Source organism: Xaviernesmea rhizosphaerae (genome assembly GCF_001938945.1).
Taxonomy (GTDB): domain Bacteria; phylum Pseudomonadota; class Alphaproteobacteria; order Rhizobiales; family Rhizobiaceae; genus Xaviernesmea; species Xaviernesmea rhizosphaerae.
Genome location: NZ_MKIO01000033.1, coordinates 144,628 through 157,385, shown reverse-complemented (window position 1 = coordinate 157,385; position 12,758 = coordinate 144,628). Strand labels below are relative to the sequence as shown.

At 64.6% G+C, this 12,758-nt stretch carries 11 protein-coding genes; 4 read left to right on the top strand and 7 right to left on the bottom strand.

All coding sequences use genetic code 11. The features are described 5' to 3' along the window. Positions 1 to 28: 28 nt before the first annotated feature. Both BJF92_RS15845 and mutL read right to left on the bottom strand, forming a co-directional pair. Positions 29 to 253 carry a DUF2093 domain-containing protein gene (locus BJF92_RS15845; RefSeq protein WP_075635720.1) on the bottom strand — a complete coding sequence of 75 codons (225 nt, stop codon included), beginning with the start codon at positions 251 to 253 and terminating at the stop codon, positions 29 to 31. A gap of 107 nt (positions 254 to 360) precedes the next feature. Next, a complete protein-coding gene (mutL, locus tag BJF92_RS15840) occupies positions 361 to 2,298 on the bottom strand; it encodes a DNA mismatch repair endonuclease MutL (RefSeq protein ID WP_075635719.1) in 1,938 nt (645 codons plus the stop codon). A 435-nt stretch (positions 2,299 to 2,733) separates the two neighbouring features. On the opposite strand from mutL, the gene BJF92_RS15835 reads away from it, so the two are divergent. Both BJF92_RS15835 and BJF92_RS15830 read left to right on the top strand, forming a co-directional pair. After that, on the top strand, positions 2,734 to 4,413 hold the full coding sequence (locus BJF92_RS15835) for a response regulator (protein ID WP_158032239.1): 1,680 nt from the start codon (positions 2,734 to 2,736) through the stop codon (positions 4,411 to 4,413). A gap of 644 nt (positions 4,414 to 5,057) precedes the next feature. Then, on the top strand, positions 5,058 to 6,407 hold the full coding sequence (locus BJF92_RS15830; RefSeq protein WP_075635717.1) for a putative bifunctional diguanylate cyclase/phosphodiesterase: 1,350 nt from the start codon (positions 5,058 to 5,060) through the stop codon (positions 6,405 to 6,407). Positions 6,408 to 6,572: 165 nt separating this feature from the next. Here the strand turns inward: BJF92_RS15830 and BJF92_RS15825 are convergent, their stop codons facing one another. The 5 genes from BJF92_RS15825 to BJF92_RS15805 all read right to left on the bottom strand — a co-directional run bounded on the left by BJF92_RS15825 (position 6,573) and on the right by BJF92_RS15805 (position 10,707). Beyond that, positions 6,573 to 7,205 (bottom strand): PRC-barrel domain-containing protein, encoded by a 633-nt coding sequence (locus BJF92_RS15825; RefSeq protein ID WP_075635716.1) that lies wholly within the window; start codon positions 7,203 to 7,205, stop codon positions 6,573 to 6,575. A gap of 274 nt (positions 7,206 to 7,479) precedes the next feature. After that, positions 7,480 to 8,367 (bottom strand): SMP-30/gluconolactonase/LRE family protein, encoded by an 888-nt coding sequence (locus BJF92_RS15820; protein ID WP_075635789.1) that lies wholly within the window; start codon positions 8,365 to 8,367, stop codon positions 7,480 to 7,482. A 5-nt stretch (positions 8,368 to 8,372) separates the two neighbouring features. Beyond that, positions 8,373 to 9,005: a 2-dehydro-3-deoxy-6-phosphogalactonate aldolase gene (locus BJF92_RS15815; RefSeq protein ID WP_075635788.1), complete on the bottom strand. Its 633-nt coding sequence runs from the start codon at positions 9,003 to 9,005 to the stop codon at positions 8,373 to 8,375. 11 nt (positions 9,006 to 9,016) lie between these two features. Beyond that, positions 9,017 to 9,937: a 2-dehydro-3-deoxygalactonokinase gene (locus tag BJF92_RS15810; protein WP_075635715.1), complete on the bottom strand. Its 921-nt coding sequence runs from the start codon at positions 9,935 to 9,937 to the stop codon at positions 9,017 to 9,019. Next, positions 9,934 to 10,707 (bottom strand): SDR family NAD(P)-dependent oxidoreductase, encoded by a 774-nt coding sequence (locus BJF92_RS15805; RefSeq protein ID WP_075635714.1) that lies wholly within the window; start codon positions 10,705 to 10,707, stop codon positions 9,934 to 9,936. Before BJF92_RS15805 ends, BJF92_RS15810 begins: the two co-directional genes overlap by 4 nt. Positions 10,708 to 10,994: 287 nt before the next feature. Here BJF92_RS15805 and BJF92_RS15800 point away from each other — a divergent pair, with 287 nt between their 5' ends. Then, on the top strand, positions 10,995 to 11,816 hold the full coding sequence (locus tag BJF92_RS15800; RefSeq protein ID WP_075635713.1) for an IclR family transcriptional regulator: 822 nt from the start codon (positions 10,995 to 10,997) through the stop codon (positions 11,814 to 11,816). Between the two features lie 168 nt (positions 11,817 to 11,984). Further along, complete coding sequence (locus BJF92_RS15795; RefSeq protein ID WP_075635712.1) at positions 11,985 to 12,707, top strand: helix-turn-helix transcriptional regulator; 723 nt, start codon at positions 11,985 to 11,987, stop codon at positions 12,705 to 12,707. Positions 12,708 to 12,758 lie beyond the last annotated feature (51 nt).

The following is a 12,758-nucleotide window of genomic DNA, read 5'->3' as shown; positions in this document are numbered from 1 at the left end:
GGGAAAGGATGCCGGAAGGAGACCTGTCTTATTGGTTGGGCAGCGCGCCCGCCCGCTTCTCCGCCTCGAAGGCGGCGGCGGCGTCGATATAGGGCTCCTGGCGGGCGACGCTCCAGTAGCGCAGCTCCTCCATGGGGATGACACGGCCCGTGACGGCGCAGACGACATGGCTGCCCGGCAGGACGATCTGGAAATCGCCGTCGAGATAGCGGACCTTGGCTTCCCTGTCGCCGCTCGGTTCAAACCGGTTCATGCTGTTTCGACCTCGCCTCATCATGCGCGCGCCCGGCGCGCCCCGGCCTCTATCATAGCCCGTCACTGATGCAAATCCCGCTCCTGTGGGAGGATGCGCGCGGGGCGTCACGAGCGCCCGAACAGACGTTCAATATCCGAAAGCTTGAGCGCGATATAGGTCGGCCGCCCATGGTTGCACTGGCCGGAGCCCGGCGTCGCCTCCATCTCGCGCAGAAGCGCGTTCATCTCTTCGATCCGCAGCCGCCGGCCGGAGCGCACGGAGCCGTGGCAGGCCATGGTCGCGGCCACATGCTCCAGCCGGGCGGAGAGCCCATTGGCCGTGTCCCATTCCGCCAGCTCGTCGGCAAGGCCGCGGATCAGGCCCGGCACATCCACCTTGCCCAGCATGGCCGGCGTCTCGCGCACGGCAATCGCGCCGGGGCCGAAGCGCTCGATCGACAGGCCGAGCGGGCGGAAGGCCTCCGCCTGTTCCATCAGCCGGTCGCAATCCTCCTCCGGCAGGTCGACAATATCGGGGATCAGCAGGGTCTGCGCCGTCACCGGCCGCTCGCGCAGGCCCTTGCGCAGGGTCTCGAACACCAGGCGCTCATGGGCGGCGTGCTGATCGACGATGACGAGCCCGTCCTCGGTCTGGGCGACGATGTAGTTTTCATGGATTTGGGCACGCGCGGCGCCGAGCGGATGGCGCAGCGCCTCCGGGTCCGGCGGCGCCAGCGGCGCATCGGCGCGGGCGGACGGCGTCAGCAGGCTCGAAAAGGCGGCCTGGACGCTGTCGGCATAGCTTTGGGCGGGTGAGGCCTCGGAAAGCCCCGCGCCGAAGGGGTCCGGCGAGCCGGAGGGGGCAGAGGCGCTGGTTGCCGCAGCAGGGTCGCCCGCAAAAGTGGCGCCCGCCGGTGCATAGGGCCGATAGGGCGAGCGCTCCAGGCTCCAGTCGCCCGGTGGCGCCTCGCTGCGGTGGAAGCCGAAGGGACGGGCAGGCTGCGCGGCGGCGGAGTTTGCCGCGCCCTCCGGCCGGAAGGCGCGCATCAGCCCGCTTGCCCCGGTGCTCGAGGCCCGGTCGCCGCCCGTCGCCAGCGCCTGCCGGATGGCGCCGATGATCAGGCCGCGCACCAGGCCCGGATCGCGAAAGCGCACATCGGCCTTGGCCGGATGGACGTTGACGTCGACAAGCGCCGGATCGATGGCGATCGACAGGACGGCGACGGGGTAGCGCCCCTGGGGAATGGTTTCGGCATAGGCCGCGCGCAGGGCCTGGAAGATCAGCCGGTCCTGCACCGGCCGGCCATTGACGAAGGCATATTGCTGCAGCGAATTGCCCCGGTTGAAGGTCGGCAGGCCGATGAAGCCCGTGAGCGCGACATCCTCCCGCTCGGCATCGATCTCCAGCGCGTTCTCGCGAAAGTCGCGGCCCAGCACCTGGGCGATGCGCTCCAGCCGGTCGTCGCCCGTGGCGGCGAATTCGAGCGTGGTGCGGTCCGTGCCCGACAGAACGAAACGCACGGCGGGAAAGGCGATGGCCATGCGCCGCACGACTTCCGAAATGGCGGCCGCCTCGGCCCGCTCCGTCTTCATGAATTTCAGCCGGGCGGGCGTGGCGAAGAACAGGTCGCGCACCTCCACGATCGTGCCGCGATTGGCGGCCGCCGGCCGCACCGGCGTCAGCCGACCGCCCTCCAGCAGGATTTCCGCCCCTTCGCCGGCGGCCTGCGGCCGGCTGGTGATGCGCAGCCGCGAGACCGAGCCGATCGAGGGCAGCGCCTCGCCGCGAAAGCCGAGCGTGCGGATGGCATTGAGATCGCTATCGAGCTTGGAGGTGCAATGGCGGCGCACGGCGAGCGTCAGATCCTCCGGGCTCATGCCGCAGCCGTCATCGGTGATGCGCAGAAGCGTCTTGCCGCCGCCGGCCGTGGCAATCTCGATGCGCCGGGCGCCGGCATCCAGCGCGTTCTCGATCAGCTCCTTGGCGGCGCTTGCCGGACGCTCGATGACCTCGCCCGCGGCGATCTGGTTGATGAGTGTCTCTGGCAGCTGACGAATGACCATGGCGTATTTTCGCCGATTTCGCTCCGCTTGAAAACCGGGCGCGGCACCTTTCCCGGCAAAAGGCAGGAAGGCCCGTTGTGCGGCCCCGCGCCGAAACCGGACGCAAGGAGAGAATCTGCTGCCTTGTTTAGTCCGCTAATGGCTTCATCGTGCGAACTCGCATGCATCGCTTAAGCCCCGCTTAAGGAAAAACTGTAAAACTTCCAAGCACTGACCCGCATGAAATGGGGTCGGGAAGACCGGTTTCATGCGCTGACATGAACGGATCAAGACTTCCCGGCAGGCTTCTCGCCTTCCGTCAGCATGGTTTTGCCTGGGATGCAGCGCGTCGCTGAGCGGCAGCGCGCGCGCAAGGAAGGTTCGTCATGTGGCGTAAGACTTTGAAGGGCCGCTGGAATGTTGGATGATGCGGCGCCTCGCGCCCGGGACAGCTCGATGATCCTCGACCTGGTGGCCAATGGCCTGGGTCTGGCTGTGCTGGTCTGGGATCGGGACGATCGACTTCTCTTCGCCGCCCGTGCCGTGCTGGGCCTGTTTCCGATCTCGCCGTCCTTTCTGGAGCCGGGAACCCGGCTGCGCGACTATCTGGGCGCGCTTTATGATGCGGGGCTTGGAGCCGGCATCCCTGTCGAAGGCAACCGGCGGCGGGTCGGCCGCGAGGAATGGATTTCCAACCGGCTGTCGCTGCACTGGCGTGAACGCTTCGAAAGCGTGGAGCGCATGGCGCGCCGCAGCTGGGTCAGCATCAGCAATCGGCGCCTTTCCAATGGCATCGGCATCGTCCTCCTGTCCGATCTGACCCAGCAGAAACTGCATGAGGAAGAGCTTCAGCAGGACCGTGAGCGCGTCGAGCTGACGGAGCGGATTCTGGACGAACTGCCCAATGCCGTGTGCGTCAAGGACCGCAATTTAAACTATGTCGCCGTCAACAAGGCCTTCTGCGACATGCACGGCATGAGCGCGTCGGCGCTGCTCGGCCGGTCCGTCTGGGATCTGGTCGATGCCGAATTCGCCGAGCGCTATGAGAACAGCGACCGCGATGTGCTTGAGAACGGCACGCGCCATGTGGCCCCGCAGCAGATCGTCACCGCCGATGGCGAGGATCTCTGGACAATCGTCCATAAGTTCCGGGTGGGAAAGCCGGCGGATGGTCTGCTGGTCACCTATTTCAGCGATGTGACGCCGCTGATCGACGGCTTCGGACCGTTGGGCATGGAGGGCAGCGGTGCGGCCCTTGTGCCGCGCGGCGCGATCGACCGCTTCGAGCCGGCGCAGAACCTCTATGATCCCTTCAAGGCGCTCGACGTGTCAAGCCTCGTGGAAACGCCGGCGATCCAGCTTCCGGTCGAGGTCGCCTACCGGCTGCGCATTCTCTTGGTGACGACTTGTCCGACCTTGGAGCGGCGTTTTGCCGATGCGCTCGCCGAACTCTCCTGCGATGTCGGCATCGTCAATTCCTTCGCGATGCTGAAGGATCTCAACGAGGCGCTGGCCGGCATCGCGCTTTCGCCCAATTTGATCCTGTATGACGAGAGCCTGGGCGCCCCACCGCCCGGGCCGTTCGACGCTCTGCCGCATCTGCCCGTCTCGCTGCATCTGGCGCCGCGCGACCTCGCCGCGCAGATCATGGCCGCAGGTCTCTCCAGCCAGGAGGTCGTCGGTGACATTCATGCGCAGGTCGCTGGTCTTGCGCCTGTCGCACAGCCGCAGACGGCGATCGATGTCCTGGTTGCGGAGGATAACGATATCAACCAGATCGTCTTCGCCCAGATCCTGGAAGGGCTCGGCCTATCCTTCAAGATCGCCGTCAATGGCGAGGAGGCCGTGGCCTTTTGGCGCAGCCATCATCCCAAGCTCATCCTGATGGATCTCGCCATGCCCGTCATGGACGGCCATGCCGCCATCCGGACGATCCGGGCGAGCGAGGAGCAGGAGGCGCAGGAGCCGACGCCGATCGTGATCGTGACCACGCAGGCCGCCGATATGGAAGCCGCGGAGATGGCGGCGCTGGCCATTCCAGCCCGCCTGATGAAGCCCGTCAGCCCGGAGCGCGTGGAGGCGCTGTTCCACCGCTTCGCCGCCGGCCAGCCCGCCGCCGAACGGATTGCGCCCTGAGGCATCGGACCGAAAGCGTTTTCAGGTTCTCGGAGAAATCCGACGCAAAAACAAAACCCGCGAGCACAAGATCGCGTGCGGCCACACGATATGACGTACTGCTGTGCGACCCTGGCCGGCGCGCTCATCCGACCTCTCGGGCCTCCGACCAGGGATGAGACCCACGGCTCGCCCTCGTTCGGGTGGCGGCAGGCGGATGAACGGGGCGCGAATGCGCGCAAGCCCGTATGTCCTGCACCATGGCGTATGCTTTTCAGTTCGATGCTTTGGTGGTCTGCTTTCGCCATCGATCGTCGGAGGCAAAACCCATAAGCGCATTTTTCTATTATAAAACTACTGCTGATTTTATAATATCAAGTTTTACTCATACTATCTGCACCTTTTCCTGGAAGTCGACAGGGTTCGCCTGCCCGATTCTCTAAAATACAACCAACGTCGCTATTCTTTTCCTCATTGTTTCCGGCTAAAGTTGTTCATCGGAGGACTATCTTAAATCTATCGTTGCAGAGGCGCGTTGCGTCCTGAATTTTTGTCATTTTTCGGGCATCCTGTTAGAATGCGGGATCCCGCTGGTTAGATTTTGTTAAGTTTGTTCTCCGCATTTTATGCACGCGACGACAGGAAATGCGCAAATCGGATAGAGAATGACAGCTGTCTTCCTCACGCGAGAGCCAAAACATGCAGCTGCTTCGGAGCGAGACCGGCTGGCCGATGGTCTGACCGGGCTTGGCAATCTCGGATGGATGGACCAGGAAGTGCGCCGTCTTGCCGCGGAACGGCAGGATGATCCTGCGCCATTTACCGTCGCGCTTGCCAATATCGACGGGTTCCGGCCGATCAACGATCTTCTCGGCCAGCGCGCGGGCGACGATATTCTGCGCCAGGTCGCCAACCGCCTGAAAGCCTGCCTGCCGGATGGCGCCACCGTGGTGCGGGTGGGGGGAGACCAGTTCGGCTTCGTGCTGCCATTGGTGTTCGAGCAGAAGGGGGCTGAGAAGGTCGGCCTGATGCTCAAGGATGTTCTGGCCGCACCCTTCGAGATCGGCGAGCGTCACATCCGTCTCTCGGCCTCCTTCGGCTTCGCGATCTATCCCTTTGCCGGGGATGATTTCGATGCGCTGATGAAAAGCGCGAGCACCGCACTTTACCGCGCCAAGCGCCGCGGGCGGGCGCAGATCACCATCTACAGCGAACAGATCGCACTGGAAATGCGCCGGCGCACGCAGATCGAGCAGGCGCTGCGCAATGCCATCATTGCCGACGAGGTGGATGTGCATTTCCAGCCGATCGTCGATCTGACGGGCGACCGCCTGGTCGGCTTTGAAGCGCTTGCACGATGGCATGATGCCGATCTCGGCACCATCTCGCCGTCCGATTTCGTACCGCTGGCGGAAGATCACGGCTTCATCGACAGGTTGACGGAGGTGCTGTTTCGCAAGGCGCTTCGCGCGGCGCTGGCCTGGCCGAAGGATATCTTCCTCTCCTTCAACCTGTCGTCCGCCCAGTTCGTCGATCTGTCGATCGCCTCGACCGTGGTCAACATCTGCCGCCAGACCGGCTTCGATCCTCGCCGCCTGATCATCGAGATCACCGAAACCGCCGTCATGGCTGATGCCGATACGGCGCAGGAAATCGTCGCGGAAATGCGGGCGGCGGGCATCCATGTCGCGCTTGACGATTTCGGAACAGGCCAGTCCAGCCTCTGCCGCCTGCGCGATTTCGCCTTCGACAAGGTCAAGATCGACCGCTCCTTTGTCTCCCGCATCGCTAACGACCATGCGAGCGAGCAGATCGTCAAGGCGATCATCGCCATGTGCGTGGGCCTTAATCTCGAGGTCGTCGCTGAGGGCATCGAAACCCCGGCCGAGGCGATGAAACTGAAAGCGCTTGGATGCCATATGGGCCAGGGCTATTTCTATGGAAGGCCCAAGGATATCGCGTCGACGTTGAAGGATCTCAACGGACCGTTTGCGCGCGGAGACACAAAGGCCTGACGCCGGGCTCACGCGCTGCCAGCGCGCGCCGGGCGGTGTCGGCTCGGGGACCGTGTTTCAAGATCATGGCCGAGAGCTTCGCCGCATCCAGATAGCGAAAAAGAGCGGCGCCGGCAGGCACCGCTCTTCTCGGTCAGGCAGTCAATCGGGTAAAGGCTTATCCGATCAGTTGTTGGTCGCCGGAGCAGCCGGAGCCGGAGCTGCGCCGCCTGCGGGAGCCGCCGTCGACGAGGTCGTCGAGGCATCGACATTGCCGTTGTTCGATTCCGCCATCTGCTGCGAGCGGGTCTTGAACTCCGGCGCATTGCGCAGCGAGTCCGAGGTTTCCTGCGTGGTCAGCTTCATGTCGTTGGAATTCGGCACTTCGGCTATGGTGATGGTTTCCAGCGGAACGGCGACGTTCTTTTCGCCGATACCCAGGAAGCCGCCGACACCGATCACGGCTGCCTCGACCGAGCCGTCGGTCGAGAAGATCACGTCGTTGATCTCGCCGATGCTCTCGTCATTGGAGTTGTAAACGGACTGGCCGATATAGCGGTTGGCCGAAACCTGGTTTGCACCCTGCTCGGTAATGTAGTTGCCCGTCTTGGCGCCGGCATCGGCAGCCTGGCCAGCAAGCGGTTTGGCGGCGTTGTCGCCCATCTGGCCGGTGGTGGCGTCATTGGTCATCGGCGCGGGCTGCATGGCGTTCGGCTGCGCCGGCTGAGCGGCGTCCTGCGCGAAGCTTGCGGGAGCGAAAGCGACGAGACCGGCGAAGAGGGCGCCTGCGGCAACAGAAGCAGTGAGTTTCTTGGTCATTTCCAACCTACCTTTCCTTGTTCTTTGTCGATCAGGGCGCGGGTTCGTTTCCGCACCGGTGATGCCTTGAGAACGCCAAAGGCTGGAACTGGTTCCGATAAAAATGTCGACGAAAATCGAGTGGAATCAGCGAAATTGCATGGAACTTTCGGAAAATGCGGGACGAGCGATGCGGGCGTTTCGGTCACCTCTTCGTGAGATTTGCGTGTCCAGCGCGCTGGCGCCGCACAACCTTTGCGGTGCGGCGCCGAAAAGCATGCGAGTACCGCCGTGCTCAGAGAATGTAGGCCGGCTCGAACCTTCCCTCGACCGAACGGCCAAGCTCGAAAGTCTTGCCGGCATTCGGATCCTTGTCGCGGGCGGCGGCATCCATGCCTTCATAAGCAGAGGTGACGAGCATCCGGTCCGCCTTGGCGCCGATGAAGGCGGGGCAGCTGGTCTGGCTGGCGGGAAGATGGTGGCGTTCGAGCCGCCGGCCGCTGTCTGCGTCATAAACATCGACCGCGCCGGCACCCCAGCGCGCCACCCACAGCCGGCCGTGCGCATCGCAGACCGCGCCGTCGAACCCGCCCTCGGCTTGCCCTTCCTCAGCCAGCAGCGTCGGCGCGCCGGTCGGCAGGCCCGTCGCCGGATCGAGCGCCACTTTATAGAGCCGGTTGGCCATGGTGTCGCTGTAATAGGCCGTGGCGCCGTCGGGCGAGAAGCAGATGGCATTGGGAATGGTGATGTCGCCGATCAGACGGGTGACCTTGCCGCGCGCCACATGATAGATCGCGCCGGCCTTGTCCTCGGCCTTGCGGCCCATGGTGCCGATCCAGAGCGCGCCGCTCTGGTGCACGCGCCCGTCATTGGAGCGGTTGGCCGGATTGTCCTCGATCGTCAGGAGCTTCTCGAAGCGCCCGTCGGCGCGATGGCGCAGGAACAGGCCCTGATCGCTCGCCACCACCTGGCTCTCGGCATCGACTCGGGCCAGCACGCTGCCGAGGAAGGGCAGGGACTGCACCGCGTGGCGGCCGCTCTCCAGATGCAGCGAATGCAGTTCGCGGCCAAGGATGTTGAACCACCAGGCCGTGCCGGTGTCCGGGTCGTAGCTCGGGCCTTCGCCCAGCTCCAGCGTCTCGTCAAAGAGGATGCGGCCGGCAAATTCGGTTTCGAGGGTCATCGTCGTCATGCTCCGTAGACGGCGTCATAGGCCTTGATGGTCGCGTCGGCGCGTGCGCGCACCTCCGTCGCCGTCATCCCGGGTTTGAACAGGCTGGAGCCGAGGCCGAAGCTCTTGACCCCGATCTTCGCATAGTCGGCGAAGTCGGTCTCCGAGACTCCACCGACGGCCGCGATCTCCAGCTCCTTCGGCAGGACCGCGCGGATGGCGGAGATGCCGGAAGCGCCGAGCACGCTGGCGGGAAAGAACTTCAGACCGGTCGCGCCGGCCCGGGCGGCAGCCAGAGCTTCCGTCGGCGTGAAGACGCCGGGCAGCGTCACCATGCCCTTGGAAGCGGCATGCGCGATCACGGGCGCATCGACATTGGGCGAGACGAAGAGACGGCCGCCGACCTGATCGAGCCGATCGACATCCTCCGTGGTCAGCACCGTGCCGGCGCCGATCAGCGCATCCTTCGGCGCCATTTTCGCGGCGATTTCGATCGAGCGGAAGGGATCCGGCGAATTGAGCGGGATCTCGATGGCGCGCAGGCCTGCCTCCAGCAGCGTGCCGACGACGGCCTCGGCCTCCTCCGGCTTCAGGCCGCGCAGAATAGCGACCAGCGGATAGCGCATGGGCGGAAAGGGAATACGGGACATCATAACACTCCTCAAGATGGCCAGACGGCGCTGGCGGCGGCATGCAGCCCTCGGCGCACAGCCTGATCGGCATCGATCACCGTGGCGCCAAGCGTGGCGGCCTCGAGCGCCGCCGTATAGAGCGCCGCCATGGCGCCCGACGCGATGAGCTGCACATGGAGAGCATCCGGCGCGGTGTCGCGCGCGCCGGCGATTTCAAGCCCGATCAGAAGGCCCGAGAGCCGGGCCTTGGCCGAGGTCGCATCCAGGCCATGTAGAAGCTGGCCCGAGCGCAGCGAGAATACCAGGTTGCTGAAGCGCGCCGACGAGATGCAGGCGGTCTTCACCGCATCGAGAAAAGCCGGATGGCTGCCGTCGAAGGGGCCTGCCCCCTCGATCGCATGGCGCAGGATCGACTGTTTGCCGATGACGTCGAAGAGCTCGCCGGTCATGAAGGTCGAGAAGCCCTCGACCGCCCCGTCGCGCAGGCGCACCCATTTGGAATGGGTTCCGGGCATGCACAGGAGATGGCTGCCGGGCCCGAGATCGCCCGCCGCCCCCATAAGCTGGGTTTCCTCGCCGCGCATCACGTCCGGCGCCGCTTCGAGCCGTTGCGCAAGACCCGGCAGAATGCGGATGTCGCGGTTGGGGTCGGGGACGGTGACCGCGCGGCCGACGATCGCGTCGAGCCGGGCCGGCACGTCGAGATAGCCGGCATCCATCCAGCCCTGGCGCGCGCCGGCCATGCCGCAGATCATTACCGGCAGATGGGCCGGCGCGTCCAGCGCGGCCAGATGCCGCTCCAGAACGGCGGAAAAGCCTTCTTGCGCTGCCGTGGTCATGCCTTCGCCCGCGCGCCGCTCGGCCAGCGGCGTGCCGTCCGCGCCGATCAGCCAGAGGCGGAAGCTGGTCGTGCCCCAGTCCACCGCCGCATAGATTGCCTCAGTCGTCACAAAACCCCTCCGTCCACGATGATGGCCTGCGCCGTCAGCGCCGCAGCGCCTTGCGAGGCGAGAAACAGGCAGGGGCCGACCATGTCGTCGGCCACCAGGCTGCGTTTGATGCATTGCCGGTCGATCATGGCGGCGATCGCGCCGTCGGTCAGCCAGAGCGCCTTCTGCCGCTCGGTCACCACCATGCCCGGCAGGAGCGCGTTGACCCGGATGCCTTTCGGTCCCAGCCGTCCGGCCAGCGATTTCGTCAGCCCGATGATGCCGGCCTTGGCGGCGCTGTAGGCGGGCAGCTCCCCCATGTTCAGGAGGTAGGCGATCGATGAGAAATTGACGATGGCGCCGGCACCCGAGGCTTGCAGATAGGGCGCGGCGGCCTTGGCGGTGAAGAGGAGCGGCTTGAGATTGATGTCCAGCGCCTCGTCCCAGTCCGCCTCCTCCATCGTCTCCAGATCATGGCGGTCGTCGCGCGCGGCATTGTTGACCAGCACGCGCAGCCCGCCGAGCTGCTCTGCCGCTTGCCTGACGCAAGCGTGCAGGCGCACCGTGTCTCTGAGATCCGCATGGAGAAAGAGCGGCGGATGGGCAAGGCCCGGCGAAAGCCGTTCAACCAGCGCCTGCGCCGCTGATGCATCAATGTCGATGAAGGCGACGCGGGCGCCCTGTCGGGCGAAGCCCTCCACGAGCGCCGCACCGATGCCCGACGCGCCGCCGGTGATCAGCACGCCGCACCCCGAAAGATCGGGATGATGCGCGCAGACGGTTTTGCTCATCGGGCGCGCCTCCCTTGCGCATTATCGCCAACTGTTCCATTATATGGAATATACTTCTGTTATCTGGAATATCTGCCGTGACAGGACGCCTTGTCAAGGCTGGCAGCATGACAGGCCGCGTCCGCTGGCGTGATGACGCGCTCGGGTCCTGGCTGGGGTACTGGTTTGACAGACTGCGCGGATTGCGGACGGACAAGCATCAAGCCGGCTTCGGGACGATCCGCTCTGAAGACGGAAATCTGGCGCATCCCGATAGTCCAGTGCGCATGGAAAGGGCGGCTCGGCCGATGGCGGCAGGCGAGAAAGACGATGCGGGGCAGGATGCCGCCGCCCGGAGCGCCACGGGGACGCTGGGCAAGGCCATGGCGCTTCTGGAGCTTGTGGCCATGGCCGACCGTCCGCTGCGGCTCACTGATCTCCTGCATCGCTGCGGCCAGCCGCGCGGATCGTTGCACCGGCAGCTCTGCCATCTCGTCGCCGAAGGCCTGCTGCGTCAGCGACCGGATCTGAGCTACGAGCCGGGCCTGCGCCTGCTCAAGCTGGCGCATCGCGCTTGGAGCCGCAACGATGTGAAGACGCTGGCGCGTCCCTATCTGAGCCGGCTGCATGATGCGACGGGCGAGACGGTGCATGTCGGCATTCTCTCCGGTGTCGAGATCGTCTATATCGACAAGGTGGAGAGCCGCCAGACCGTGCGGATGGACTCGCGCATCGGGCGCTCCGCGCCGGCTTACTGTACCGGACTTGGCAAGGCCGCCCTTTCGGCTCTGCCGCCTGCGGCGCTCGACTCGCTTCTTTCGTGCATGGTCTTCGAGCGATTCACGGCCAATACCCATTCCAGCCGCTCGTCGCTTTTGTGCGATCTGGAGGCGATTCGCCGATGCGGTTATGCTTTCGACCGGGAAGAACACGAAAAGGAGATTCGCTGCGTGGCGGCGCCTGTGCATAGTGTGCAGGGCAATCTCGTCGGGGGGCTGTCCGTGACGGGACCTGCTTACCGTGTCAGCATGGAGCAGCTTGAAGCGTGGTCTGGTGCCGTTTCTTCGGCCGCCCGAGCGCTTAGCGATGATCTATCGGTCGCACTTGGACCGGATATGCGCGGTTTCTGAATAAAGACCGGTTGAAACTGCAGGAAACACGACGGAAATCGTACGTTGCGCCCCCTTTATGACAGGCGGCGGACGCGATATCTGTCATCAGACAATGTAAGCTGTTAATAGCGGATGATGTCGAATCTGGGACGGGATCGACGCATGCGGTAAAGTTTGAGGGTCTTCATGGACGTCACGAGACAGGACCGAGGGGCGCTGGAAATTGCCAGCCGCACCGAGCCGCCGACGACGGAGGCGGACATTTTCACGACGCTTCAAAGCCTGGTCATGGCACATCGCTTTCGTCACTTTCTGGTGATGGCCTTGCCCGGCGCCACGGTGCGCCAGCTTTCAGAGGTTGTGATGATGACGGACTGGCCGGCGACGCTGCTGCGCCGCTATGATGCCGCGAGCCTGTTTACCGGCAGCCCGATCATCAAGCGCCTTCGCCGCTCCACCGTTCCCTTCGTCTTCGACATCGGTCTGCTCCCGCGCAAAGATGAGAAGAGCGATGCTGCCCTCGAGTTTTTCGCGCATGCGCGCCTGAAGCGCGGCATCTATATTCCGGTGCATGATGCGCGCGGCCAGTGCGGCGTGGTCGGCTTCGGTGGCGACCGCGAGCCTGTCAGTCATGAGGAGATGAAGATCCTCACTTTCACCGCTGCCGATCTTTTCGCCAGGCTGTGCGCCATTCGGCGCGAGCAGATCGCCGGCGAGCGGCTGTCGCGCCGCGAGATCGAGTGCCTGAGCTGGGCTGCGGCCGGCAAGACGACGCTGGAAATGGCGCAGATCCTCAATCTGTCGGAATATACCATCAATCATTACCTCAATCGCGCCAGCCGCAAGCTGAACACGGTCAATCGCGTGCAGACCGTGGCGCAGGCTATGCGTGCGGGCTTGATTCACTGATGTCGGGCAAGACGACGGACGGCGCCCCTGCGCGTCGCCCGGAAAAAAACG